20 protein-coding genes are annotated in these 24,816 nt (G+C 53.4%); 3 read left to right on the top strand and 17 right to left on the bottom strand.

Annotated features, from left to right (window positions below):
- Positions 1 to 39: 39 nt before the first annotated feature.
- Positions 40 to 1,320 (bottom strand): histidinol dehydrogenase, encoded by a 1,281-nt coding sequence (hisD, locus tag JT718_RS04605; protein WP_205500701.1) that lies wholly within the window; start codon positions 1,318 to 1,320, stop codon positions 40 to 42.
- Positions 1,321 to 1,322: 2 nt separating this feature from the next.
- Positions 1,323 to 2,174: an ATP phosphoribosyltransferase gene (gene hisG / locus JT718_RS04600; protein ID WP_205500700.1), complete on the bottom strand. Its 852-nt coding sequence runs from the start codon at positions 2,172 to 2,174 to the stop codon at positions 1,323 to 1,325.
- 414 nt (positions 2,175 to 2,588) lie between these two features.
- On the opposite strand from hisG, the gene JT718_RS04595 reads away from it, so the two are divergent.
- Positions 2,589 to 3,461: a DUF2911 domain-containing protein gene (locus JT718_RS04595; RefSeq protein WP_205500699.1), complete on the top strand. Its 873-nt coding sequence runs from the start codon at positions 2,589 to 2,591 to the stop codon at positions 3,459 to 3,461.
- A 102-nt stretch (positions 3,462 to 3,563) separates the two neighbouring features.
- Here the strand turns inward: JT718_RS04595 and JT718_RS04590 are convergent, their stop codons facing one another.
- The 4 genes from JT718_RS04590 to mnmA form a co-directional block, all read right to left on the bottom strand.
- Positions 3,564 to 6,023: a TonB-dependent receptor gene (locus JT718_RS04590; RefSeq protein WP_205500698.1), complete on the bottom strand. Its 2,460-nt coding sequence runs from the start codon at positions 6,021 to 6,023 to the stop codon at positions 3,564 to 3,566.
- A 6-nt stretch (positions 6,024 to 6,029) separates the two neighbouring features.
- Positions 6,030 to 6,686, bottom strand: coding sequence for a ribulose-phosphate 3-epimerase (rpe, locus tag JT718_RS04585; RefSeq protein WP_205500697.1), 657 nt, complete (start codon positions 6,684 to 6,686; stop codon positions 6,030 to 6,032).
- A 202-nt stretch (positions 6,687 to 6,888) separates the two neighbouring features.
- Positions 6,889 to 7,602 (bottom strand): hypothetical protein, encoded by a 714-nt coding sequence (locus tag JT718_RS04580; RefSeq protein ID WP_205500696.1) that lies wholly within the window; start codon positions 7,600 to 7,602, stop codon positions 6,889 to 6,891.
- An 18-nt stretch (positions 7,603 to 7,620) separates the two neighbouring features.
- Entirely contained in the window at positions 7,621 to 8,727 is a 1,107-nt protein-coding gene (mnmA, locus tag JT718_RS04575) for a tRNA 2-thiouridine(34) synthase MnmA (protein WP_205500695.1), read from the bottom strand.
- A 283-nt stretch (positions 8,728 to 9,010) separates the two neighbouring features.
- On the opposite strand from mnmA, the gene trpF reads away from it, so the two are divergent.
- On the top strand, positions 9,011 to 9,631 hold the full coding sequence (gene trpF / locus JT718_RS04570; protein WP_205500694.1) for a phosphoribosylanthranilate isomerase: 621 nt from the start codon (positions 9,011 to 9,013) through the stop codon (positions 9,629 to 9,631).
- Positions 9,632 to 10,235: 604 nt separating this feature from the next.
- On the opposite strand, the gene trmB is transcribed toward trpF, so the two are convergent.
- The 9 genes from trmB to holA form a co-directional block, all read right to left on the bottom strand.
- Positions 10,236 to 10,892: a tRNA (guanosine(46)-N7)-methyltransferase TrmB gene (trmB, locus tag JT718_RS04565; RefSeq protein WP_205500693.1), complete on the bottom strand. Its 657-nt coding sequence runs from the start codon at positions 10,890 to 10,892 to the stop codon at positions 10,236 to 10,238.
- A 3-nt stretch (positions 10,893 to 10,895) separates the two neighbouring features.
- Entirely contained in the window at positions 10,896 to 12,188 is a 1,293-nt protein-coding gene (locus tag JT718_RS04560) for a bifunctional folylpolyglutamate synthase/dihydrofolate synthase (RefSeq protein ID WP_317195477.1), read from the bottom strand.
- Positions 12,189 to 12,199: 11 nt separating this feature from the next.
- Entirely contained in the window at positions 12,200 to 13,054 is an 855-nt protein-coding gene (locus JT718_RS04555) for a hypothetical protein (RefSeq protein ID WP_205500692.1), read from the bottom strand.
- Between the two features lie 6 nt (positions 13,055 to 13,060).
- On the bottom strand, positions 13,061 to 13,462 hold the full coding sequence (locus JT718_RS04550) for an ExbD/TolR family protein (RefSeq protein WP_205500691.1): 402 nt from the start codon (positions 13,460 to 13,462) through the stop codon (positions 13,061 to 13,063).
- Positions 13,462 to 14,163, bottom strand: coding sequence for a MotA/TolQ/ExbB proton channel family protein (locus JT718_RS04545; protein WP_205500690.1), 702 nt, complete (start codon positions 14,161 to 14,163; stop codon positions 13,462 to 13,464). Before JT718_RS04545 ends, JT718_RS04550 begins: the two co-directional genes overlap by 1 nt.
- A 1-nt stretch (position 14,164) precedes the next feature.
- On the bottom strand, positions 14,165 to 15,385 hold the full coding sequence (locus JT718_RS04540) for an HU domain-containing protein (protein WP_205500689.1): 1,221 nt from the start codon (positions 15,383 to 15,385) through the stop codon (positions 14,165 to 14,167).
- Between the two features lie 6 nt (positions 15,386 to 15,391).
- Positions 15,392 to 17,062, bottom strand: coding sequence for a porin family protein (locus JT718_RS04535; RefSeq protein ID WP_205500688.1), 1,671 nt, complete (start codon positions 17,060 to 17,062; stop codon positions 15,392 to 15,394).
- 3 nt (positions 17,063 to 17,065) lie between these two features.
- Entirely contained in the window at positions 17,066 to 20,095 is a 3,030-nt protein-coding gene (locus tag JT718_RS04530) for a tetratricopeptide repeat protein (protein ID WP_205500687.1), read from the bottom strand.
- A 219-nt stretch (positions 20,096 to 20,314) separates the two neighbouring features.
- The gene (gene holA, locus JT718_RS04525) at positions 20,315 to 21,367 is read right to left on the bottom strand and encodes a DNA polymerase III subunit delta (protein WP_205500686.1); all 1,053 of its coding nucleotides are present in this window, start codon (positions 21,365 to 21,367) and stop codon (positions 20,315 to 20,317) included.
- Positions 21,368 to 21,655: 288 nt separating this feature from the next.
- Here holA and tyrS point away from each other — a divergent pair, with 288 nt between their 5' ends.
- The gene (gene tyrS / locus JT718_RS04520; RefSeq protein ID WP_205500685.1) at positions 21,656 to 22,963 is read left to right on the top strand and encodes a tyrosine--tRNA ligase; all 1,308 of its coding nucleotides are present in this window, start codon (positions 21,656 to 21,658) and stop codon (positions 22,961 to 22,963) included.
- Positions 22,964 to 23,127: 164 nt separating this feature from the next.
- Here the strand turns inward: tyrS and JT718_RS04515 are convergent, their stop codons facing one another.
- Both JT718_RS04515 and JT718_RS04510 read right to left on the bottom strand, forming a co-directional pair.
- Positions 23,128 to 23,316: a BF3379 family histone-like protein gene (locus tag JT718_RS04515; RefSeq protein WP_205500684.1), complete on the bottom strand. Its 189-nt coding sequence runs from the start codon at positions 23,314 to 23,316 to the stop codon at positions 23,128 to 23,130.
- A gap of 111 nt (positions 23,317 to 23,427) precedes the next feature.
- Complete coding sequence (locus tag JT718_RS04510; RefSeq protein ID WP_205500683.1) at positions 23,428 to 24,666, bottom strand: aminotransferase class I/II-fold pyridoxal phosphate-dependent enzyme; 1,239 nt, start codon at positions 24,664 to 24,666, stop codon at positions 23,428 to 23,430.
- Positions 24,667 to 24,816: the final 150 nt, after the last annotated feature.

Below are 24,816 nucleotides of genomic sequence, written 5' to 3'. Positions count from 1 at the left end.
CGTTCGCCACCGAGATCTTTCCAAGATGACAAAGATGGGTTACTTTTTCATCAATCTAACCGTCACCGCATTTTTGTGGGCATGCAGCCCTTCGGCCTCTGCCATGGTTTCTACGGCGGGGCCAATGCGCTCCAAACCCTCGCGAGTGAGTTGCTGGAAAGTAATCTTCTTCACGAAGCTATCTAGGGAAACACCGCTGTAGTTGCGTGCATATCCATTGGTAGGCAAGGTATGGTTAGTGCCTGATGCATAATCTCCTACCGACTCAGGACTAAAGTGCCCCATGAAGACCGAACCGGCCTGCGTTACTCCTTCCGCCAAAACTTCCGGCTCCACAACCGACAGAATCAAGTGCTCTGGCGCGTACAGGTTAGAGAAAGCTAACGCTTCGTCTAAAGAACGTACCACCACACCTAAGCTATTATCCAAGGCTTGCTGGGCCACCGTCTGCCGAGGCAGTTTTGCTACTTGTTCCGCCACGGCGGCTTGTACGTTTTGGAGCTGTTTTTCTGAATTTGTTACGAAAACAACTTGTGAATCAGGACCGTGCTCGGCCTGTGAAAGTAAGTCGGCGGCCACGAAGTCTGCATCGGCAGAATCATCAGCGATGATCAATACCTCTGAGGGACCCGCCGGCATGTCAATGGCTACGCCCATCTGGGTCACCATTTGTTTGGCGGCGGTCACATATTGATTTCCGGGTCCAAAGATTTTATCTACGGCTGGTACTGTCTCCGTCCCGAAAGCTAAAGCTGCAATAGCCTGCGCGCCGCCGGCTTTGAGAATGCGCTTGATGCCGAGTTTGTGGGCGGTGTAGAGAATGGTGGCGTTGATAGTACCATCCGAACTTGGCGGAGTGGCCAGAATGATTTCTTTGCAACCCGCAATCTGGGCAGGAATCCCCAACATGAGCAGCGTTGAGAACAAAGGAGCTGAACCGCCCGGTATGTACAAACCTACCTTCTGTATTCCCACAGGTTTTCTCCAGCAGGTTACTCCTGCCATGGTTTCAACCTGATGTACTGGTTCACGCTGCGCTTCATGAAAACGCTTTATGTTATTGTAAGCTAACCCTATAGCTTCCTTTAATTCTTCAGATACTTGCGGAATAGCGGCAGTAACTTCTTCTTCGGTGACCCAAACACTTGGCAACGTCGCTTTGTCGAACTTGGCTGCTAGTTCTATCAGAGCTGCATCTCCGCTTTGCTGTACCAGGTCAAAAGTTTGCTGCACACCTTCCCGCAACTGATCCAGCTTTTGTACTGGTCGCTGTGTTAAGGCTGCCCATTCCTCTTGTTTAGGATATAGATAGGTTTTCATACTTACCCAATCATCTTTTCGATAGGAACCACCAAAATACCCTCGGCACCGGCTTCTTTTAATTTCTGGATGATGTCCCAGAAATCATCTTCGTTCACCACTGAGTGTAGGGAGCTCCAACCTTCTTCGGCTAATGGTATAATAGTAGGTGACTTAATGCCTGGCAACAATGGCTTGATCTGAGGAATAGCTGAGTTGGGTGCGTTCAGAACCACGTATTTAGACTTCTGCGCTTTCTGCACTGCCTCCATCCTGAACAGCAACTGCTGCAACAGCCGGTTCTTTTCAGCATCCAGGTTCTTGTTGGCGATCAAAACTGCTTCTGATTTGAAAACCGTTTCAACCTCGCGCAGACCGTTGCTGATAAGCGTGGAGCCGGAACTTACAATGTCACACACCGCATCCGCCAGGCCAATGCTGGGAGCAATCTCTACGGAGCCGCTGATAGTATGAATATCGGCTTGTACGCCTTTAGAGGTTAAGAATTCCTGCAGCAGGTTGGGGTAAGAAGTGGCAATGTTCTTGCCCTGTAAAGAAGTGACATCGGTGTACGTGTCTCCTTTGGATACTGCCAAAGACAAACGGCACTTGCTGAAGCCTAGGGCTTTCACCGACAACTCCTGCAGACCTTCCTCAACCAGCACATTCTGGCCTACAATGCCAATGTCAGCGACACCGTCGGCTACGTAGCCGGGAATGTCATCGTCGCGGAGGAACAAGATTTCTAGGGGGAAATTGGTGGCTTCAGTCTTGAGTTTGGAAGAAGCACTGATGAAAGAGATGCCGCACTCCCGGATGAGTTTTAAGGAATCATCTGAAAGGCGCCCGGATTTTTGGATGGCTAACCGGATCATATTAGTAAATAATTGCTTTGCGAAGCGTGAAATCGGGAACAAAGATAGTGGCTGCCTCGCTTATCTCTGAGTAAAGCGACGGCTAAATGGGGCCCAGCCCCAGTACGGGCGATATAATGATAGTCTTCCTCCTAAGAGGAATGATGGAAATGATGGCAATGCACCCCGTGCACCGCGGCGGCGGCGTGAGAAAGGGAAATATTTTTGTAGGTGCTGCTCATAATGTAGTTCAAAGGTAGTACGTTCTCCTGAAAAACAAAGACCCGCTTGGCTTTATTTTTGTATTTGCGTTGTATGGATCTACCTATTATATTTGTATTTTACAATATAAACTCAGAATAGGTATATATACAGAAAAAATTCAGCATATCTAAGCTTCCCTTTTTTCTGCCACCAACAAAACAATGTTCTAAGATGGTTAAATACATAGTTGCTGTTTTCTTCTGCCTGCTCACGCTTCCGGTTTTGGCGCAAACCCAATTGAAATTGCCGCAGCCTAGCCCCAGAGCCAACCTCACCTACACCATTGGCATCACAGAAGTAACCATCAACTACGGGGCCCCGGGCGTTAAGAACCGCGAGGTTTGGGGCAAACTGGTACCGTACGGGCAGGTTTGGCGCGCCGGGGCTAACGAAGCCACCACCATCACGTTCAGCACCAACGTTTTTATTGCCCAGGAGATGATTCCGGCCGGCACCTACAGCCTGTACATCCTGCCGGTAGACTCCGCCAACTGGACCTTTATTCTGAGCAAGCAGAAAGGCTTGTGGGGCGCCGAGGGGTATGATCCCCAGCTGGACCAGGTGCGACTTTCGTTCGGACCGCAGCCTGCCCCGTTCCATGAGACGCTGCAGTACTCGGTCAAAGACATCTCCGCCAATGGCGGCAGGTTGACCTTGAACTGGGCCGACAAACAGCTGGTGGTCCCCATCCGAGTGGAAACGCATAAGCAGACCTTGAACCAGATCAAAGACTCGCTTTCCTCGGCGGCCGCAACAGATTGGTCGGTGTACGCGCAGGCGGTCAATTACCTGCTGCTGCAGAACGCAGACCATGAGCTGGCCCTGCAGTGGGTGAACAAGTCCATCAGCATTGAGGAGAACTTTTACAATACCTGGTTGAAGGCAAAGCTGCTGGCCCAGAAGAACGAGTACATGGAAGCCCTGGAGCTGAACAAGAAAGCGCAGAAGCTGGGCAAAAAAGCCAAAGAAAGCTACCAGGCCTACGCCGATGAGATTGAAGACGCCGCGGTGCTATGGAAAGAGAAACGGTTCGCGGTAAACTAGTTTAGCCCTTCCTTCCCGAAAACGCCCCGGAAACAGGAAAGCCGGTCTATCTTACTAGACCGGCTTTCCTGTTTCCGGGGCGCACGTTTTTAGGCCTTTTTTCTAAAATTTGGCAATAAACCTTAGGTTCACCAACCTGCCGGTAAGGTAGTTAGGCACCGCGTAGGTGATGCCCGTATAGTCGCGCACGTAATTATAGGAGATCACGTTATTGGCGGCAATCAGGTTCAGCACCTCCAGGCTCAACCAGAGGCTGTTCAGGCCTGCCCCGTTGGCTTCGGTGCCTTTTACCGTGAGCAGCTTAGAAAACCCAATGTCAACCCGCTTATAGGAAGGCCCCGGAAAGCTGCTTCTCAGGTTAATGTCGCCCGAGGGGCCGAAGGGCAAGCCTGTACTGAACACCGTGTTCAGGTACATGCGCAAGGTGGGATTGTTGGGCAGGTGGTCCTGGAAGAAGATCCCGAAGTTAAGTAACTGATCGGTGGGCCTTCTGATGTAGCCTTTGGCCGTTTTGCTCACCACCTGTCCCGTTTGCGGGTCACGGATAAGGGTAGAGTCGCCCTGCAGGTTTTCGCGGGTTCTCAGGAACCCGATGCTGAACCAGGATTCCTCGCCTTTAATAAACTCTCCGTTTACCCGCACATCTACGCCCACGGCATAAGCGGTGGCCTTTACCTGCGGCAGGTACCGAATGCGCATGTTGTCCTGCTCATACGGAATCACCGAAGGCAGGTACTTGTAATAGGCCTCGGCCGAAAGCTTGAAGGGCCGGCCCCATTTCTGAAACTTGTACTCGGTACCCGTAATAAAGTGCCAGGACTGCTGGTTCGCCGTGTGGGGGTACACTTCCCCCCTGGCCCCCCGCAGCTCGCGGTAAATAGGTGCCTGCACGTACAGGCCGGTGGCCACCTTGAACGACCAGTTGGGCAGACGGGCCACTTGCATGGCGTACTGCACCCGGGGGCTGACGGAGAATTGCTGGTTCATCGACCAGTAATGGAAGCGCAGGCCGTACGTGAGGGTTTTCAGGCTGTCTATGGTTACCTGGTGCTGGGCGAACCCCTGGTAACGCCAGGAAGCCAGATCCTGCTGCCCCCGTAAAAGGGTCAGGTCATACACGTAATCAGCCGAGTCCTGGAAGGAATATTCCTGCAGCACATCCTGGATGCTTTCCCGCCCGCCTTTGATGCCGGCGCTGAACTGGCTCCTGGCCGAGGCTGTCCAGGTGGTGCGGAGTTCCAGGGTCTGCATGGCGGCCCGCAGTTTGTTGCGGGAATATTCATAGCGGGTGCCCACGCCGCGCTCACCCGCGCACCGGTTGTACGGCGACACGCCCGGGGTGGGCATGACATCACAGAACCGGTAGCCCGCTTCCAGGTCCCGTATCTCACGCTCCTGGCTGTACAGGCCAGAAAGGATTACCTCAGTGCGCAGGCTGGGCGTCACGTCATGCTGTAGTTTCAGGCCGCCCTGGTACGTGGTGTAGCGCATCTGTTCCTGCCCGTCATACCCCACCAACAGGCGCATCATCTGAAACTGATTCCCAAAGGTAGTTTCCCGGGTCTCGGGCCTTACCTGGTAGTTGTTCTGAGCCACGTTGCCCAAAAAGCTGAGGGTAGTTCTGGGGGCCAACCCGGCAGCCCGGTTGGCTTTGGAAGACAAGTCATAGGTAAGAAAAGCCTGCACATCTGAGAATTTGGGCCGGTAGTCGCCCTGTACTTCCAGGCTGTTGAGCACGTAGGCGGCATTTTTATGACGCGCCCCCAGCAGGAAACCCATTCTTCCCCCTGCGGCAGTTCCCTCGGCGTGCAGGGAGCCGCCCGTCAAACTCCCCGATACCGTAGCGGCAAACTTGGAAGGCGTGCGGTACTGGATGTCCAGCACCGAGGAAAGTTTATCGCCGTACTTGGGTTGCCAGCCTCCGGAGGAAAACGTCACGTCTTCTACCAGGTCTGGGTTGACGAAGCTCAACCCCTCCTGCTGTCCGCTCACGTTCAGGAAAGGGCGGTACACCTCAATTCCGTTCACGTACACCAGGTTCTCGTCATAGCTCCCTCCCCGCACCGAGTAGCCCGAGGAAAGCTCGTTGTTACTGGTCACGCCGGGCAGGGTGAGCAGGATTTTGTTAAACTCCTGGAACGGGGCCGGCAGGGTCTGGGTCAGGCGCGGGTCTAAGCGGGTGATGCTAACCTCATCCTTGGTATCCAATTGGCTTTTGCCCCTGATCCGGACGGCCCTTAGTTGGGTATTGTCTTCCTGCAGTTCAATGGTCACAAACCGGGTTTCGCGGGGTACCAGTTCCACTTCCTGCCGGGCAGACTGGTACCCTATGTAGCTAATGGTGAGGGTGTAAGGTGTGTTGGCCTGAAGCTTCAGTGTAAACCTGCCGCGCGCGTCTGTGGCGGTGGAAAGGCTCTTGTCGGGGAGGGCGATGGTGGCACCCGCCAGGGGCCTTTGCTGCGAATCCTGCACAATGCCCTGCAAATAGGCTTGCTGGGCCATTGCCTGAAAGCTCAGCAGCAACAGCACCACTACGGCCCAACCTCCTATGCGCTTCCCCATGAAGATTTAGATTGAAATTGCTTTCAGGTTTTGGATGGTCTGGGTAGGATTGGCCGCGTTGAACACGAACGAACCCGCCACCAGCACATCGGCCCCGGCCATGAGCAACTCAGGGGCGTTCTCCTGGTTTACGCCACCATCTATCTCTATGAGGCAGTTAGAACCGGCGGCCTGAATTAGAGCTTTAAGGTCTTTGATTTTCTGGTACGTGCGCTTAATAAACGATTGTCCGCCAAACCCTGGGTTCACCGACATAAGGCATACCACCTCTATGTCCTGAATCACTTCTGAGAGCACCGTCACCGGCGTATGCGGATTGAGGGCTACCCCGGCTTTGGCACCCGTGGCCTTTATCTGTTGCAGGGTGCGGTGCAGGTGCGTACACGCTTCATAATGCACGGTGATAATGTCTGCCCCGCCAGCCCTGAACTGCTCAATGTACAGTTCAGGATGCTCAATCATGAGGTGCACGTCCAGGGGTTTCTGCGCCACTTTCTGGATGGCGTGCAGCACCGGAAACCCAAACGAGATATTCGGCACAAACCGGCCGTCCATCACGTCCACGTGAATCCAGTCGGCGGTGCTTTGGTTGAGCATTTCTACGTCTTTGTCTAATTGGCCAAAGTTGGCAGCCAATACGGAAGGGGCAATTAAATGGGGCATTATACTAGTGTTGATTGTTTTACAAAGCAACGCTTTCTGGGGGCAAAAAGCAATTCACCAAGGCTTATTGCAAGCCTTCCTGTTTCAGGGCCATTTTTCTGAAAACGTAGAGGAAACAGGCAAGCCCAGAAGGAGTTATGGAAAAATAAAAACCTCGCGCAAAAATGATTTCACGCGAGGTTTTCTTTGGTTAAAAGGAAAACTATTCCTGTACCAGGCCTGTGCTCTCCAAAATCTCGGTCCTGTCTGAACCAGAGACTATATAATCTACAGCATAAGGACATGTCTCTCCGGTAGAATCATCGCAGTAATCATACAATTGCTCTGACCTATAGACAGGCCCAGAATTTAAAGCCAAGACCTCGATACTTTTGTCAAAAACAACTTCGGTATCTTCATCAAGTTTGACTAAAGTCAACGTGTTATCATACGACAGCCCATCCTGAGAAAACGCCTTGCCCAGAGCGGCGTAGGTGAAATACACTGGATTTTCCTGATCCTGGAAGCCGTTGGCAACAAAGGAATAGCCGTTTTTGACTGGGAACACCATTTGCACGGTGGTTTGGTTGTTCTCCTGAATCTGCAGGTTATTGGCGCTAAGCGAAACCAGCCGCACTCCGCTGATGACCCAGTTTGCGCTGGCATCAGGGCGGCGGCTTAGCTCCACCCGGTACCACTCTTTCCCGGTCTGGTCTTTGACGATGGCATCAATCTCCTCCCTGGTCTGGTGGGTGGTGGTCTCTACCTTGGCGTTGTTGACGTACTTGTTCTCCGTGACATTGAAGATCCAGTATCTTCCTACTTCCAGCGGATAATATTGGTACCCGATGCTGTCTGGATCTCTGGAAATCTCATCGTCACCGCAGGAAGAAAGAAAACCGGCCACCACGGCCACCAGGAACAAGAGTTTTTTCATACTACTTCTAAAGCCAAATTAATCAACCATAAAGCTGGTTTCAATCCATCCGCCGCCAATCACGTCGTCGCCTTCGTAGAAGACGGCGGCCTGGCCCGGGGCGATGGCATTGACCCCGGCATGGAACTTCACCAACATTTTGTCGCCTACCTGTTCAATGGTGGCGGCGGTGCCCGGGTCATTGTAGCGCACCTTGGTCACGGTTTCGGTGGGCAGGCCGTGCAGGTTCTCGTACTTCACCATGCTCAGTTTGCCCACGTTCATGCCGTTCTTGGCCAGCTGCTCGTAGTTGCCCAGCACTACCCTATTCGTTTCTTTCTCAATTCTGGTTACAAACGCCGGGTAGCCCAAAGCCACGCCCAGGCCCTTGCGCTGCCCAATGGTGTAGAACGGGTAGCCTTCGTGCTTGCCTACCACGGTGCCGTCTTCCAGCACAAAGTCACCACCGGCTACTTCAGCCTGCAAGGTGGGTACCCTTCTTTTCAGGAAACCGCGGTAATCGTTGTCCGGGATAAAGCAGATCTCATAGGACTCGGCTTTCTTCACCAGCGCGTCAAAGCCGCGGTCCATGGCCATTTGGCGGATCTCGGTCTTGTGCAAGTGCCCCAGCGGGAAAATGGTGCGGCTCAGGCTCTCCTGCGAGATGCCCCACAGCGCGTACGACTGGTCTTTGTGATGGTCCTTGCCCTTGGAGATCACATACCGGCCGTTCTCTTCTCGCACGTTGGCGTAGTGCCCGGTGGCAATGAAATCACAGCCCAGTTTATCGGCGCGGCGCAGCAAGGCATCCCACTTAATGTGGGTGTTGCACAATACGCACGGGTTGGGCGTGCGGCCGGCAATGTACTCATCGGTGAAATGGTTGATGACGTAATCGCCGAACTCCTCACGGATGTCAATAATGTAATGCGGAAAGCCCAGCTGCACAGCAATGTCGCGGGCGTCGTTAATAGAATCCAGGCTGCAGCAGCCGGTTTCCTTTTTGCTTCCCCCGGAACTGGAGTAGTCCCAGGTTTTCATGGTCATGCCCACTACTTCGTATCCCTGCTCGTGGAGCAATACCGCTGCCACTGAGGAATCAATGCCGCCACTCATGGCCACCAATACTCTTCCTTTTTGACTCATTTTTTCTGAAATAAAACGGGATTCACAGTCCCGCCGAAAAACAATGCTGCAAATATAGCAAAAATCATGCGTTTTGCCCCTGCTGAGGCTCAGGCACTTAGTTGTATGCTCTATTCTAACCCTTCGGCCTAAAAATAAGTTTAATAGAGGGCCCCTGCTTAAAACTGCTTTTAATAGGCGCTTTTAGCCTAACGGTATAGGCAGTAAAAAGGAAAGGCATTACTTTTGGCCCCGGAACCACCCTTTTCAGGGCTGTTTTCTTACAAACAAGCAAAAAATAGAAATGGCACTAAATACAATTGTCCTTGTTAACCAGATCACCAATTTAAGCGATGCCCGGTATTGCGCGGGCATGGGCGTGGAGATGTTGGGCTTTGCCCTGCAACCCGACCATGAGCAGCACGTGTCGCCGGCTTCCTTCAAAGAAATCTCGGGTTGGGTTTCGGGGGTAAAGCTGGTGGGCGAGGTAAACGACCTGTCGGTGCAGGAACTGGAGGAACTGCTGCTGGAGTACAAAGTAGACATGCTGCAGCTGAACTCCCTTTACTTCATTGAGGAGCTGGACGATCTGCCCCTGCCCATTATCCTGCGCTTGCTCATTGACAAAGACACCGTGGAAGAGCGCATCATGAGCACCCTGGAAACCTACCACCACCACGTGGAATACTTCCTGATTGACTCAGAGGACTTCTCCTTCATTGACGAGACCAACCTGCGTTTCCTGCGCGATATTTCTAAAAAGTACCCCATCCTCCTGGGCTTCGGTCTCACCAAAGAAAACACCCGCCAGGCCCTGGATAAGATTCAGCCCGCCGGCATTGCCCTGAAAGGCGGCCAGGAAATCCGCCCCGGCTTCAAGAACTTTGATGAGCTGGAAGAAATCTTTGAACAGCTGGAGGATTAGGGTAATGTGCTAATGGTACAATGTGCTGATGTGCTAATTTTTCAAATTTGGAGATTTGAAGATGTGCAGATTGGGTAATGAGCTAATGGGGCAATGTGCTGATGTGCTGATTTTCCAAATTTGGAGATTTGAAGATGTGGAGATGTGAGGATTTAGCCAGCAGCATGTTGACGCATCTCCTGAGTTATACATTAGAAAGCTAAAGAGTCGTGGTTTGTTGTGGTTTTTTTTTTAAAAGCGCAAAAAAACAACAATATGTATTTTTTAAAAATCAAAGGTTTTTTTTTTGGTGTTTTTCTTTCAAAACAACCAAAAAACGACTCTTTAGCTTTCTGCTTAATCCTGAACCTGTTTAGGGTTTTTCTTTTCTATCTATAGAGCTGTCTGGCGCAAGCGTCCGCTTGTGCCGCCGTTTCAGGGCTATTTTTCAGATAACTGCCCAAAAACATGGACCTTTTGTACGCGCAAGGTACAAGCGGACGCTTGAACCAGGGAGAATAAGCAGCTTCTTTACAATGTACGAGATAAGCGATTTGAAAATTAGCACATCAGCACATTAGCCAATTAGCACATTAATCAATCTGCACATCTACAAATTTCCAAATCAGCCTACGGTATACTGCAGATACTTGATGGGCACCTCCTGCTCCAGGTAGGTTTTCTCGAAGGTGGTGTAGATGCCCATGGTGTGTTCCTGCAGGGTAGACTGGTATAAATCCCAGGTATGCAGAAAATTGGCCACGTTGCGTTCTTCCAGCACTTCCACCGAGTACTCAAACAAAGAGGCGCTGTCGGTTTTGAGGTGCAGTTTGCCGCCGGGTTTTAAGATGCGCTCGTACATCTCCAGGAACCGGGGCGAGGTGAGGCGGCGCTTAATGTCGCGCTTGCGGGGGCGCGGGTCTGGGAAGGTAATCCAGATCTCGTCTACCTCGCTCTCCCCGAAGTGCTGCTCCAGGGTTTCAATAAAGATCCGCAGGAACGCCACATTGGTCAGTCCCGCCTCCTCGGCCAGGGTGCTGCCCTTCCAGATGCGGTTGCCCTTGATGTCAATGCCGATGAAGTTTTTATCTGGGTAGCGCTGGGCCATGCCAATGGTGTACTCGCCCTTGCCGCAGCCTACTTCCAGAATAATTGGATTCTCGTTTTGAAAGAACTCGCTGTTCCAGCGGCCTTTCAGTTGTTCAAACAGTTCTTTGCCCGGCTCCACCACATTGCGGCGGGTAGCGTTAACGGCAAACTTTTCTAATTTCCCTCTGCCCATGAATTATAGTTCGGCGATTTCCGCCACCACAAAGGTACTACCGCCAATGAAAATTACCTCATCTTCGCGGGCAAAGGCTTTGGCGGCCAAGATTGCGTCTTCCACCGTTGGGTAAGCGTGTCCCTTGAGGCCGGCAAACTGGGCTTCTTCCCACAGCTGCTGCACCGGCAAAGCTCTGGGTATCTGAGCCTGGCAGAAATAATAGCGGTAGCGTACCGGCAACAGCCTAAGCACACTCTGGATGTCTTTGTCGTTCACGGCCCCAAAGACAAAGTGCACCTGCGGCGCCTTCAAGGCCATCAGTTGCTTCACCACTTCGCTGAGGCCGTCTACGTTGTGGCCGGTATCGCAGATGGTGAGCGGCTGTTGGCTCAGGACCTGCCAGCGGCCCTTTAACCCGGTAAGCGTCTGCACCTGGCGCAGGCCCTGGCGGAGGTGCTCTTCGGTAATGGTGAAGCCTTGTTGGGTCAGTTCCTCCACGGTGGCCAGTACGCCGGGCAAGTTGTTTCGTTGGTAATTGCCCAGCAGGGAAAGCTCCAGTTGGTCTAAGTACAGTTTCTCTCCCCTATACACCCGGTAAAAAGAGGCCATGCCGTTGCTTTCCAGAAACTCTACCCTGAACTGCTGATCGGCAAACCGGAGCGGGCTTTGCGTTTCCCGGGCCTTTTGCTCAAATATGACCGAAACCGCCGGTTGGGTGGTACTGATGACGGCCGGAACTCCTGCTTTGATGATCCCAGCTTTTTCGCCGGCGATCTCGGGCAGGGTGTTGCCCAGCAAGGATTGGTGGTCCAAGCCAATGTTGGTGATGAGCGAAACCAGCGGGGTGATGATGTTGGTGGAGTCCAGCCTGCCGCCCAAGCCTACCTCAATGATGGCGAGGTCTACCTCCTGCTCCACAAAGTGAACAAAGGCAAGGGCCACGGTCATCTCAAAGAAGGAAGGCTTCACGTGCTCAAACAGGGGCTGGTGCTGCGCCGTAAACCGGGCCACTTTATCCCGGGAGATCATTTCCCCGTTCACCCTGATGCGCTCAGTGAACTCCTTGAGGTGTGGCGAGGTGTACAGCCCGGTTTTGAACCCGGCCGCCTGCAAGATGGCCGCCAGCATGGAAGAAGAGCTTCCCTTGCCGTTGGTGCCCGCCACGTGCACGGTTTTGAACTTGTGCTGCGGATGGTCCAGGGCGGCGGTTAGGGCAAGAATGTTGTCCAGGCTCTTCTTAAAAGCAGCGTTGCCGATGCGGTGAAACATCGGCAACTGCTGGTATAGGTATTCTAAGGCTTGTTCGTATTGCACGAAGGTCTTCTTTAATTGGCTCTGATGATAAAGGTGATGGTTCCGGTGGCCCCGGCGCTGGAATTTGAGTTATTGATGCGGCTGAAGGAGGTTTTCCTTACTTCATTCTTGTACCAGTTCACCACCTGAGGGCTCACGTTGCTTTCTACCACTTCCAGACTCACCAACTCGCCGTCTCCGTCAATCTTGATGCGGAACACCACCCGTCCGCTTTCGTTTTCATAGGGGTCGGTGCGGGGTTCCAGGTCATAGCGCCAACCGGGCATGTTCAGAGAACCACCGCCGCTGCCGCCTTTTCCGGTTTTCTTGCCGGGGTACTTGCCAGCGGGATTTCCTTTGTCACCCACGTTGCCTTCATCGCCGTTGTTGTTCCCGGTGGGATTGTTGCTGCTCCCAGCCACTCCGTTGCCCGAGCCGGTCTTGGCTTTGCCCATGAGGGCGCGGGTTTCTACTTTCTTTACTTCTTCCTTTACTTTAGGCTGTTCCTCTACCTTGGGCTTGGGTTCTTCCTTCACGCTCACCGGCGACTCAGCGGTGGTGGTCACCACTTTCTCGGCTTTGGCCACTTCTACCGGCTGGGGTTGGGGCTGCGGCACCGGGGTTACCCTCTCGGCTTTGGCAGCCGGCCGGCTGTCTTCCTGGTTGGTGGAGGGGTTGGGCTCGGCCTTGCTGTGCACATCACCGCTGCCAGTCTCCGTGGTCCCGAACGACATCTCGATGCCTCCCAATTGGTCAAGGGGCGGATCTGGAGCCTGCCAGGCAAGCATGTAGAACAGCAAAAGGAACAAGAGCACATGCACCACAATGCTCACGCCCATGGCAATGCGCTTGTTCTTCTCTTCTTCCTGTTGGCTAGCGGCAATCATGCTGGTCTATTCGTTGGTAATGGTGGCAATGGAGATTTTGGCTTTCAGGTCGCTGGCAATGCCGCCCACCTTCACCAGGTACTCCACCGGTACACTCTTGTCTACATTCAGAACAACAACCCCCTGCCCTTCTTCGGTTCCCCCCAGGGCCTGGGTCAGATCGGTCCGGAGGGTTTCAAGGCTGGTGGGTTGGTCGTTTACGTAGTACTTCAGGTCTGAGGTAATGGTCACGCTTACTTTCTGCATCACAATGCTGCCCTTGGTGCTGGACGGTAAGTTCACCGGCAAGGCCGTGGGGGTCACAAAGTTGGAGGTAAGCATGAAGAAGATCAGGAGCAGAAAGATAATGTCTGTCATGGAAGACATGCTGAACTCTGCGCTGATCCTGTTTTTAGAACGTAAATTCATTAGACTTGGGGCTCCTGTAACAGATCAATAAACTCAATGGAGCTGTACTCCATGTCATGCACAATGCTGTCAATCTTTGACACCAGGAAGTTGTAGCCCACATACGCCGGCAGACCAATGATCAACCCTGCCGCCGTGGTTACCATCGCCTCATAGATACCTCCCGAAAGAAGTTTAGGACTAATGGAGCCTTCTGCCTGGGCAATGGCGATAAACGCGCCAATCATACCCGTAACGGTTCCCAGGAAGCCCAGCATGGGGGCGGCACCGGCCACCGTAGCCAACGCAGACAGGTTCTTCTCCAGGCGGGAAATCTCAATCTTGCCCACGTTCTCAATGGAGGCCTCAATGCTCTTCAAAGGCTGCCCAATGCGGGAAATGCCTTTCTCCAGCATGCGCGAAATGGGCGAGTTGGTTTGGGCACACAGCATGCGCGCTCCCTGTATGTCGCCGGCCAGCACCAGGCTCTTTAGGCGGCCCGTGAATTCAGTGGGGTTCTTTGATGCTTTCTTGATGGTGAGGTACCGTTCTACAAAAATATAGATGGCTACCAATGAGAGGGCCAGCAGCGGAAACATGGCCCAGCCCCCGGCAAGGGCCAGATCCCAGAGGGTGACTGATTCGGTGGTGGCTGTTTCAGCGGCTGCGGCGGCCGTGGTGTCTACTGGAGCAGGGGTAATCTGAAGAAGAAAAGCGATCATGTTAATAGTTATATACCCAAAGTTCATTGCTGATTTTAGAGCGCAACGCCGGTAGAGCTGCGAAAGCATCGGCCTCAGTAGCGAAATCTGCCACTGATACCCGCTGCCTTTTCTTGTCGTGGATGGAGGTGATGATCTTAGATTTAAACCCCTTTTTCAGAAGCTGCTTCTGGTTCATGGCCGCATACCCGTTAGAGGCATCAAACACGCCCATGATGATGTAGAAACGGCCCGTCTTCTGTTTAATTGTAGAGGTTGATTTCGCGACAGCGGCTTTTGCGGGAGTTTTTACCTCAGCGGTTTTCACCTCTTTGGTAGTAACGGCCGCAGCCTCAGCAGGCTTTTTCGCTTCGGGCGCTACGGCTACTTTCTCTTCAAGGGTTACTTCAGGTGCCGCTTCCGGGCTCTGTGCCGCCACGCCTGGTGTTTCGGGGCTACTTTTCGGGAAATTGGCCAAAACTGAGTCTTCGGCGGCTAGTTCCTCCTCAATGGAAGGCTCCCCCGGCAGGGTGGCCTTGTACTGCTCCGTTAACTGGGCTTGCTCAAAAGCATCTGACTCAGTGGTTTGCGCAGGCTCATCGGTAACCGGGGCGGAGTTCTGGGAAGTGGAAAGCAGCGATACCGGGTTTAGGGAACTCAGGGCCACGTCGTTCTTCAGGGAAATCAGGTAAATGCCGGCAAGGGAGAGGCCGCCAAGCACCAGGCTGGCGCCCACACGGTACAGCTTGCGGAACCTGCCGGTTTTCTTTTCCGGGGTTTGGGCAGGCTGGTCCTGGTAGTTGCCCCGCAGTACCAGCGTTTCTTTGCCGGCAATGGGTTTGGCCACCAACTCAGGTAGCCCGAAGGAGTTCTCCAGGAAGTTGTCGCTCTCCAGGTTCTCAAACACCACCTTGCGCTCGGCATTGTAGCGGAACACCCCCACGTCCTGCAGCTCAAAGCGGTGCTGGGTCAATAATTGGTGTTTTAGTTCCTGCACAAACTCTGCTACGGCAATCTGCGCCTGCGGCATGGGCCACTTCTGTTGTTGGGCCAGGGTGGAGATCAGCAACCCATCGTTCACCTTGAGCTGCTCATTGAAGGCAACCCGTTTGGAAGGCGGTGTAAACGTATGTTTCACCGGATGGATCTTTGCAGGCGCATAATGCGTGATTAGCCCCCCGAAATCTGGGATGATCACGCAGTCATACGCGTAAAGCAGGGATTTAATGTGGCTTTGAACCATACTTTTTTAGAATGAATAGGTAACCCCGCCAATGAAGGAAATTCCCTGGCTGGGATAATTCACAAAACGCTGGTACTTGCTGCCCAAAAGGTTGTTCCCCATCAGGAACGCCGAAAACTTAGGTGTGATGCGGTAGTCGCCCCTCAGGTTTAGGTCTACTATGCTATCGGTCTCTTGCAGCACCTTGGTACCGTCCGCGCGGGTTATCTCCCCGAACGAACTGCTAATATAGTAAAGTTCACTGTTCAAGAGAATCTTGTCTGAAAGATTATACGTGCCGAAGGCGCTCACCAGCATGTCTGGCCGGTGGAAAGGTTCACGCAATGAGGCAGTTGTGTACTTGTTGTTTTCAGCCTTCACCCCCAGCCGCAGCTTCTCAGATTGGTTGTAGGTTAACTGCCCGAAGAACTGGAACACCTTGGTAACGCCGTTGTCATACAACACGTCAAACTTGGACGAGTCAGCCACGGCGTTGTTGTAGAAGTACAGGTTGCGGTAGTTCTGCACGGCCACCCGGCCGGTAAACTGCAGGTATTTGCTGATGCTGCCGCTCACCCCGCCGTACACTTCCAAGCCTTTGTTCACGTCGGCAATCTGCAGGTTCTGGTTGAGCCAGGGATTTTCTTTGCTCAGGGAGTACAAGGTGGTGCGCTGTAAGTCTCCGCTGGCCCCGGCAAACAAGGTAAGTTTGTCTTTGATGACCTGGTAGTTGGCTTCCAGGGCTGGGTACAGGTTAAACTTACGGGCGTCATTGATGGTGTCGCCGGTATAGGCAATGGTGGCCCCAAGCACCAGCCCCAGTTTGTCCATTTGCAAGGCGTAAGCCGGCCGTACTTTGAACAAGCCCCGGCTGTAGGTGCTCTCTCCCTTAAGGCTGGTATAAGCCAGGTCCAGGTCAATCAGGACCTTAGACGCATCGCTCAGGTCATAACTGCTGGCCATGTTGCCGTACACGTGGGTTTCGCGGGCGTTGAAATCATCGCCGGTGTAGTTCAGGCCCACTTTGCCGTTGTAGTGAAACACATTCTTCAGGTCGGTGAGGTTGTTCAAGTGCCCCTCTACCCCAAAGCGGTTATATACCTGTTTGATAGCGTTCTTATCCACTTCAGCCACGTCCTTTCGGCCGTAGAAATTGTTCTGGTCCCGCTCGTACCGCACGCGTCCGCCCACGGTCACATGGCCCGCGTACAGCTCCCCGTTGGCCTGCACGTAGCTGCTGGCAGAACCCGAATGCTCCACCGGCCCGTGGGCCGAGGACAAGTGGCCCACCTGGGCCCCGAAGGAGTGTTTATCGCTGCGGTTGTTGTGGAAGTATCCTTTGGCATAGACCGAGCCGTAGTTGCCAATTCCGGCTTTCACGTAGTTCCCGTACAGCTTGGGCAGGTCTTCCTGCTGAATGGTTAACACCTTCACCGGCAGGTTGATGTAATGCTCCGGCAAACGGTATTCATTAAACCGGTAGGTTACCTTGCGGTCGCCCAGCTTTGGGGGCTGAATGAGGAATTTCTCAAAGTTCCGGTGGGCCTCTGGCAGCTCCAGAACCCGGTTCTTCTCTACTACAATCTCGGTGCTTTCTAATTTAGTGCCTTCGCCCCAACCCGTCTGCGCATGAGCGGCCGGAAGTAAGCCCAGCAAAAACAGAGCAGAGATGCCTGTCCATTTTGTTGTGTTTCTCATTTCTTAGTTGTTGTTAGGGGTGTTAGACGGTATCACGCTGTTTTCCAGCTCGCCCAGTTTGGTCCGGGCCTCGGTTTTGATCTCTTCCAGCGGAGAGTTCTCAATGATGGAGTTCAGGGTAGCCTTGGCCTGGAAGGCCTCGTTTTGGGCTATGTAGACATCAGCAATGAGCAGGAAGGTCTTGCCCAGCCACAGGTCATAGTCCCCAAAGGTGTTGCTGAATTCAAAAGCATGATCTAACGCCTCTTTGTACTTTTTCTGCTTGAAGTAGATCTCAGACAGCAGGTAGTGCGCCTCTGCCCCGTTCACGTCGGTAGCCGACGTAGACGCCGTCTGGAACTCCTTGGCGGCCTGATCTAAGCGGCCCAGCGCATAGCTGGCCTTGCCTCTGTACAGCAGCGCCGAGTTGTAGGCGTTGAGCGTGGCATTGCCGCGGGCAATCAGTTCATCGGCAATCAGAATGGTGTTGTTGAAGTCATTGGTGTAGTAGAAGCTCTTCATCAAGCCCATCAAGGCATTGGCCTGCTCCTTCTTGTTCACCGCCAGGTCACGCAGGCGGGAGTAGAAGTTGGCAGCCTCCGTATAGTTGCCGTTCTCGTACTCCATGTCAGCCACGCGCTGCACGGCCCGGCTCAGGTACTCCGACTTTCCTTCAATGGCCACTTCCTTCAGGCTGCGCAAGGCACTGGCCTTGTCGCCGCTGCGGTAGTATGAGTCACCCAGGAAGTAGCGGGCATTGGCCACCGAGGCACTGGCCGGATAGCTCTTCAGGAACGCCTCAAACTTAGGAATGGCCTGCTTGTACTTCTCATTGAAGTAAAGCGACTTGGCAGCCTCAAACTCAACGCTTTCGGTGGCATTGCTTTCTGGGTTGGCCGCTTTGTATTTCTCCAGATACGTATCCAGTTGCTCGGTCTGGTTGGCGGCCCCCAAGGCTTCCTGCAAGCTATACAAGGCATTGTTAGCGATGGGATTGGTAGGATACTGATCAATTACCCGCTTAAAGTCAGCAATGGCCTCATTCTGGCGACGGAGGTTCATGTAGGCTACTCCCCGCTTTTGCAGGGCATTGGGCACCAGGCTGCTGCCGCTGCGGTTGTCAATCAGGTCGCTGAACGAGGCAATGGCCGGGGCGTAGTTGGAGTTCTCAAAATCAATAATCCCCTTCTGGTACACGGCGTCATCGGCGTAGCGCGACCGGGGGAAAGATTTCAAGAGGGTGTTCAGGCTCTGTATCGCCTGGTCGCGGCGGTTGGTCAGGTTATAGACCACTCCTTTCTGGAAGTGCACGTAATCGGCGTCCGGTGTACGGGCGGCCAGGGCCTGGTCATAATAGTCCAGCGCCTGCGCGTAATCCTTGGTCACGTAGTAGCAGTCGGCCAGCCGGATCATGGCGTCGGTGTAGTTGGGGTTGCCGGCTTTGATGGTGTTGTCGTTCAGGTAGGCCTTGAAGTGCACCAGGGCTTTGTCGTACTGCTTCTCATTATAATAGGCGTAGCCGATGCCATAGCGCGACTTCACGTAAAACTCAGTGCGGCCCGAGTTGGGCGTCTGGAACACGGCGCCGTAGCTGTTGATGGCCTGGGGCCAGCGCTGCCCAATGGAGTAGGCTTCGCCCTTCAGGAAATTGCTGCCCGCCTGGATCTCTTTGTCATAGGGGAAGCCCAGTGATTTGTCCAGCATGGCCACGGCCTGCTGAAACAGCTGGTCGTTGTACAGTTTTACCGCCTGGTAATAGGTTACCCGCTGATAGGTCTCGTTGATGCGGTGGCTGCGTCTGGGCAGCTTCTCAATGTGCTGGATGGCCTCCAGGTAGTTGCTGGAGTTCAGGTACGCCTCGCTGAGCAGGTCGTCTACCTCGTCACTGAACCTTGAATCGGGGTAGTCTTTTCCGAACGAAGCCAGAGAGTTAATCACTTCTGAGAAGTTCCCCAAGTCATAATTGATCTGGGCGTACTTCACGGTGGCTCCCTCCTTTACATTCTTGTCAATGCTGAGTTTGCGGGCCTGGTCAAAGGCGCCCAGGGCAAACTGCTTGTTATTGTCTTTCAGGTAGCTCAACCCCAGGTGGTAGGAGGCATTCTGCCCCAGCGAGTCGGAGTGGAAGGCAACGGCTTTCAGGTTTTGGATGGCGCTCTTGAAATCGTTGTTCTTGTAGTCGGCGATTCCCATTTTGTACTGCACCGTCTTGTCCAGCGTCTTCTTGCCCTTGGCGTAGTTCCTGAAGTACTTGGAGGCCGACTGGAAATCATTGCTTTGGAAGTAGGCATCGCCCACCAGCAACTCAATCTCCTCGGGGTTCTGCACCCGCGGCGTCATGCCCAGCGACTTTTCGCCGTAGCTGATCACCTCCTGGAAGTTCTTCTCTTTATAGAGCACTTCGGTAAGCATGTACGGCACCGCGGTACGGTAATGCTCGTGCTGCTCGGCCACTTTCAGGTCCAGCTTGGCCCCAATGTAGTCTCCCTCGCGGTAGGCCAGGTACCCGGCGTAGTAGCTGGAGGCGTGCGAATACGCATGGGTGCCCCGCTTGTTGCGGTCAAACAGTTGCTTGGCTTTGGTGTAGTTCTTCTTGGTGAAATAAGAATACCCCAGTTTGAAGTCAGACTCGCGCAACTGGGCCTCATCCAACCGGTCGGCGGGGGCTTTCTCCAGGTACTCTATGGCCTTGTCGTAGTTCTTACTGTCAAAGAAGGACGTACCCAGCTCAAAGAACGCGGTGGCTGCCTTGGGGTGCGCCGGGTACCGTGAGGCGAACTGCAGCACCAGTTGCTCGGCATCGGGGTGGAACAGGTGCAGGCCACTGATGGCGTAGTAGTACTGCGCGTCGGCGGTTTTCTGCGGGTCATTGATGAGCCGGATGTACTCAGCGAAGGCCTGTTGGGCAGCCCCGTACTTGGCGCGGTCATACAACTCCAGTCCTTCCTGAAAGAAGCGCTCTTCTGAGCGGAAGGTCAAGGGCTGTTGCGCGTGCGCCACTTGAGCCCCTCCCAGCAAGGCGGTAGCCAAGGCTAACTTGTGCGGTAGTTTCATAGTTAATTAGGCTTTAGGCAGCCGGCAAATAGAAAGCAGTTTTGCGGTGTCACGACTAGCCTGTCCTTCAAATTTAGAAAAAAATGCGGGTAAGCGGCAGCTTAAATTATGGGGCCACCCACTTGGTGCAAACGTGTATATAGTAATTTTAGCATTTAAGCCCGCTACAAAAATTCTCGTTTTGGGCCCTATTTCCCGAAAGCGGCCCCAAAACAAGAATTAGCGCAGCACCGGTACCGGGTGCAGGATTTTAAAGACCAGCTCCTTCAGAATGGCCGCATCTGTGAGGGAGCCGCCTTCAATGCCCTTGCTCTGCAGATCTGCCAGGTGAATAAAGGTAATGATCTGGAGCACGCGCCGGTACGGGTACGCCCGTAGGGCCAGCAGGTACTCCTTGGCCAGGAACGCCCGGTTCCCCAGTTCCTTGGCTACCGTCTGCTCGGTAATCTGGGGCAACAGGTGCAGCGTCATCAGTTTGGTGAAAAACGAGAACAGCAAGACCAGGTTGGGGATGAGCGGATTGTCTTTGGGGTTTGACTCAAAGTAGTTGAGGATGCGGTTGGCCTTGAGCACGTCTTGCCGGATGAGCGCATTCTGCAGTTCAAAAATGTTGTATTCCTTGCTGATGCCGATGTTCTCCTGCACCAGGCCCTCGTCTATGGTTTGCCCGGGCTTCAGGTTGATGGCCAGTTTTTCTATTTCATTGGCCAAACGCGATAGGTCTGAGCCAATGTATTCGGCCAGCATCATCACCGCCTGCGGGGTGGCCAGCAGGTTCTTGCTTTTGATGTGTTGGGTGATCCAGCCGGGCACCTGGTTGTCATAGAGCTTCTTGGTGGTGAGGAACACGGCCTGCTTGCTCAGCAGTTTCCCCAGGCGCTTGCGGCCGTCCACGGTTTTGTGCTTGTGGCAGAACACCAGAATGGTAGAGGGCAGCGGGTTGGTGAGGTACGCCTCCAGCTGTTTGGCGGCGGGGTCTTTCTCGGGGTCGGCCTCCAGGTTGGGCAGGTTCTGGGCTTCCTTCACAATCACCACCTGCCGGTCAGACATCATGGGGAAGCGCTTGGCCTGCAGGAGCACGGTGGGCACATCGGTGTCTTTGCCGTACATCACCACCTGGTTAAAGCCCTTCTCCATGTCATTGAGCGCGTGGGCTTCAACATAGTCAGAGATCAGGTCAATGTAGTAAGGCTCATCGCCCTGCAGGAAATACACCGGGGCAAATTCCCGGTTCTTGAGTTGCTTCAGGATGTCTTCTGCGGTAAGCGCCATGGAAAGATCTGGGATGGGATGTTCAATGCTTCTGAACCCCAAAGGTACCCTTTTTTAGTTTTCAGTTGTTAGTTGTTCGTGATTAGTGTGCCCTGTTCAAGACCTCCAGATTTTCCGTTTTCAGGCACTTTTCACAAAAAGAGCATGAAATCACAAATGCAGGCAGCTTACTTTCCTGGGGCAGGAACTACCATTTTCATCTGGCAGCTTCCCCTAAAAACTAATCACGAACCACTGGCAAGTAACCCCCGCCCCTGCTATCTTTGGCGCACGTAAATTTGAAGCCACATGAATTTAATTGAAGAACTGCGTTGGCGCGGCATGTTGCAGGACACCATGCCCGGCACCGAAGACCAACTCAACGCAGGCATGACCACTGCCTATATTGGGTTTGACCCTACCGCCTCCTCTCTGCACATCGGTAATCTGGCCACCATCATGCTGCTGGTGCACCTGCAGCGGGCCGGCCACAAGCCCATCGCCCTGGTGGGCGGCGCCACGGGCATGATCGGGGACCCCTCGGGGAAATCGGCGGAGCGCAACCTGCTGTCTGAGGACGTGCTGCGGGCCAACCAGGAAGGCATCCAGAAGCAGTTGGAGAAATTCCTGCAGTTTGACGGCGTGGCCAATGCCGCCGAGATCGTGAACAACTACGATTGGTTCAAGGAGTTCTCGTTCCTGGACTTCCTGCGCCAGGTGGGCAAGCACCTCACGGTGAACTACATGATGAAGAAAGAGTCGGTGCAGAAGCGCATTACCGCCCAGGAAGGCGAGAACGGCGCCGAGGGCCTTTCCTTCACCGAGTTCTCCTACCAACTGCTGCAGGGTTACGACTACTACCACCTGTACAAGCACAAGAACGTGCGCCTGCAGATGGGCGGCTCTGACCAGTGGGGCAACATTACCTCGGGTACCGAGCTGATCCGCCGCATGGAAGGCGGCAAGGCCTATGCCCTGACCACGCCGCTGGTGACCAAAGCCGATGGCAGCAAGTTCGGGAAATCTGAGAGCGGCAACGTGTGGCTGGACCCCACCATGACCAGCCCGTATAAGTTCTACCAGTTCTGGCTCAACGTAGCCGATGAAGAGGCCGAAAACCTGGTAAAGCGCTTTACCCTGCTGCCGCAGGAAGAGATTGCCGCCCTGGTAGCCGAGCACCAACAGGCCCCCCACCTGCGCGTGATGCAGAAAGCTCTGGCCCGCGAGGTCACCACCACCGTGCACTCCAAAGAAGAGTACGAGAGCGCCGTGGAGGCATCGCAGATCCTGTTCGGGAAAGGCGACCTGGAGACCCTGCGCAATTTGCCAGAGCAAACCCTGCTGGCCGTGTTTGAAGGCGTGCCGCAGATTGAGGTTCCTAGAGATCAGTTGGCAAACGGAACCCAAGCCGTGGACTTCCTTTCTGAGCTTACCCAGAACCAGATCTTCGAGTCAAAGGGCGAAGCGAAAAAAATGATTCAGAACGGCGGCGTGAGCATTAACCGCCAGAAAGTAGCCAAGCCAGACGAGGCCCTTACCCAGGACCTGCTGCAGGGCAAGTACCTGGTGGTGCAGAAAGGCAAGAAAAACTACTACCTGGTAAAAGCGGTGGAGTAGGCTCATCTCCCTCCCATTTAGTTAAACAGAAAACCTCTGTTTTGGGCCGATTTTCTAGGAAACTGGCCCAAAACAGAGGTTTTTTTATATGTATGGTTCTATAGAAAAAGGTGGGCTTTGGGGCCCACCTTTTTCTATAATATCTTATTTCACAGCAACTTATTTTATTTGGCAGCGCTTTCGCTGTTCTTCATGTCCTGAACTTCCTTGCGGATATCCTGAGCCATGTTCTTCAGATCCTGCATGCCTTTTCTAACACGGGTACCGGCAGCTGAATTCTTCTTCTCGTAGAATTTCTCGAAGTCACTCTCCAGAGAAAGAACCAGATCCTTAAGTTTGGAAAAATTGTTCATTAGAGCTTGTTTTAATGGTTTAACATTTCGTTTAATGGCTCTAATATAGGAATTATAAAATAAGGTGCAAAAAAATAAGCAGTTGTATTATTTTATTAAAGAAGTCTGTTTCTAGACCGCTACCGAAGATTTAGTATAAAGTCCTTTATCTAACTTGGCAGAGATGGCCTCAAACGCGGCAATGGTTTCGGCCACGTCTTCCATGGTGTGCACGGCCGTAGGAATCAGGCGCAGCATGATCACATCTTTAGGCACCACCGGGTACACCACAATAGAGCAGAAAATGTTGTAGTTCTCGCGCAGGTCCAGCGTAAGTGCCGTAGCGTCAGGGATTTGGCCATTCAGCAGCACCGGCGTCACTGGCGACTGGGTAGTGCCAATGTTGAAGCCTTTCTCGCGCAAACCAGACTGCAGGGCGTTCACCACTTTCCAGAGGTTCTCCTTCAGTTCTGGCTTGGTGCGCAGCAGTTCAAGGCGCTTCAGGGCCCCTACCACCAGCGGCATAGGCAGCGACTTGGCGTAGGTCTGCGAGCGCATGTTGTAGCGCAGGTACTCAATTACCTGCTCATTGCTGGCCACAAACGCCCCAATGCTGGCCATAGACTTGGCGAAGGTGGAGAAATAGATGTCAATGCCGTCCTGCACGCCCAGGTGCTCGCCGGTACCAGCTCCGGTGGCGCCCATGGTACCAAAGCCGTGCGCATCGTCAATGAACAGGCGGAAGCTGTATTTCTCCTTCAGGGCTACCACTTCTTTCAGCTTGCCCAGGTTGCCGCTCATGCCAAACACCCCCTCGGTGATCACCAGAATGGCACCACCGGTTTCGTTGGTGAGGCGGGTGGCGCGCTGCAGTTGTTTCTCCAGGCTCTCCATGTCGTTGTGCTGGTACACAAAACGCTTGCCCTGGTGCAGACGCACTCCGTCAATGATACAGGCGTGCGACTCGGCATCGTACACAATCACGTCGTGGCGGTCTACCAGGGCATCAATGATAGACACCACGCCCTGATACCCGAAGTTGAGCAAAAAGGCATCTTCCTTCTGCACAAACTCGGCCAGTTCGCTTTCTAAACGCTCGTGGTTATTAGAGTTACCAGACATGATCCGGGCGCCCATTGGTAAAGCCATCCCGTACTCAGCGGCTGCCTCAGCATCTACTTTACGCACCTCGGGGTGGTTGGCCAGGCCTAAGTAGTTGTTCAAGCTCCAGGTAAGCACCTGCTTGCCTCTGAAGGTCATGCGGGGAGCAATTTCTCCTTCTAACTTAGGGAAAGTAAAATACCCGTGTGCATAATGGGAATGGCTGCCAAGCGGTCCACGGTTGGCTAATAACTTTTCAAATAAATCCACTTTAAATAGGGTTAAGGCGGTTAATGATGCGATGGGTGGTGCCCACCCAACTATAATCAAAAAATTAAGACCTAAAAGGTTGGCAAATTTACATTGATTGTAGTCAAATACAAAGGTAGTGCCAGTTAGATCAAAAAAATGACCTTTTAA

The organism is Rufibacter psychrotolerans (assembly GCF_016924645.1).
GTDB classification, from domain to species: Bacteria; Bacteroidota; Bacteroidia; order Cytophagales; family Hymenobacteraceae; genus Nibribacter; species Nibribacter psychrotolerans.
The sequence above is the reverse complement of the archived record's forward strand: the minus strand, read 5'-3'. Positions and strand labels throughout refer to the sequence as shown.

What these genes read in the sequence shown, in the direction of transcription:
- trmB (WP_205500693.1), bottom strand. Translation starts at nt 10,892, where the DNA reads ATGGGCAGAGGGAAATTAGAAAAGTTTGCCGTTAACGCTACCCGCCGC.
- JT718_RS04595 (WP_205500699.1), top strand. Translation starts at nt 2,589, where the DNA reads ATGGTTAAATACATAGTTGCTGTTTTCTTCTGCCTGCTCACGCTTCCG.
- JT718_RS04535 (WP_205500688.1), bottom strand. Translation starts at nt 17,062, where the DNA reads ATGAGAAACACAACAAAATGGACAGGCATCTCTGCTCTGTTTTTGCTG.
- mnmA (WP_205500695.1), bottom strand. Translation starts at nt 8,727, where the DNA reads ATGAGTCAAAAAGGAAGAGTATTGGTGGCCATGAGTGGCGGCATTGAT.
- holA (WP_205500686.1), bottom strand. Translation starts at nt 21,367, where the DNA reads ATGGCGCTTACCGCAGAAGACATCCTGAAGCAACTCAAGAACCGGGAA.
- tyrS (WP_205500685.1), top strand. Translation starts at nt 21,656, where the DNA reads ATGAATTTAATTGAAGAACTGCGTTGGCGCGGCATGTTGCAGGACACC.
- JT718_RS04545 (WP_205500690.1), bottom strand. Translation starts at nt 14,163, where the DNA reads ATGATCGCTTTTCTTCTTCAGATTACCCCTGCTCCAGTAGACACCACG.
- JT718_RS04540 (WP_205500689.1), bottom strand. Translation starts at nt 15,385, where the DNA reads ATGGTTCAAAGCCACATTAAATCCCTGCTTTACGCGTATGACTGCGTG.
- JT718_RS04580 (WP_205500696.1), bottom strand. Translation starts at nt 7,602, where the DNA reads ATGAAAAAACTCTTGTTCCTGGTGGCCGTGGTGGCCGGTTTTCTTTCT.
- hisG (WP_205500700.1), bottom strand. Translation starts at nt 2,174, where the DNA reads ATGATCCGGTTAGCCATCCAAAAATCCGGGCGCCTTTCAGATGATTCC.
- JT718_RS04530 (WP_205500687.1), bottom strand. Translation starts at nt 20,095, where the DNA reads ATGAAACTACCGCACAAGTTAGCCTTGGCTACCGCCTTGCTGGGAGGG.
- trpF (WP_205500694.1), top strand. Translation starts at nt 9,011, where the DNA reads ATGGCACTAAATACAATTGTCCTTGTTAACCAGATCACCAATTTAAGC.
- JT718_RS04555 (WP_205500692.1), bottom strand. Translation starts at nt 13,054, where the DNA reads ATGATTGCCGCTAGCCAACAGGAAGAAGAGAAGAACAAGCGCATTGCC.
- JT718_RS04550 (WP_205500691.1), bottom strand. Translation starts at nt 13,462, where the DNA reads ATGAATTTACGTTCTAAAAACAGGATCAGCGCAGAGTTCAGCATGTCT.
- JT718_RS04515 (WP_205500684.1), bottom strand. Translation starts at nt 23,316, where the DNA reads ATGAACAATTTTTCCAAACTTAAGGATCTGGTTCTTTCTCTGGAGAGT.
- rpe (WP_205500697.1), bottom strand. Translation starts at nt 6,686, where the DNA reads ATGCCCCATTTAATTGCCCCTTCCGTATTGGCTGCCAACTTTGGCCAA.
- hisD (WP_205500701.1), bottom strand. Translation starts at nt 1,320, where the DNA reads ATGAAAACCTATCTATATCCTAAACAAGAGGAATGGGCAGCCTTAACA.
- JT718_RS04590 (WP_205500698.1), bottom strand. Translation starts at nt 6,023, where the DNA reads ATGGGGAAGCGCATAGGAGGTTGGGCCGTAGTGGTGCTGTTGCTGCTG.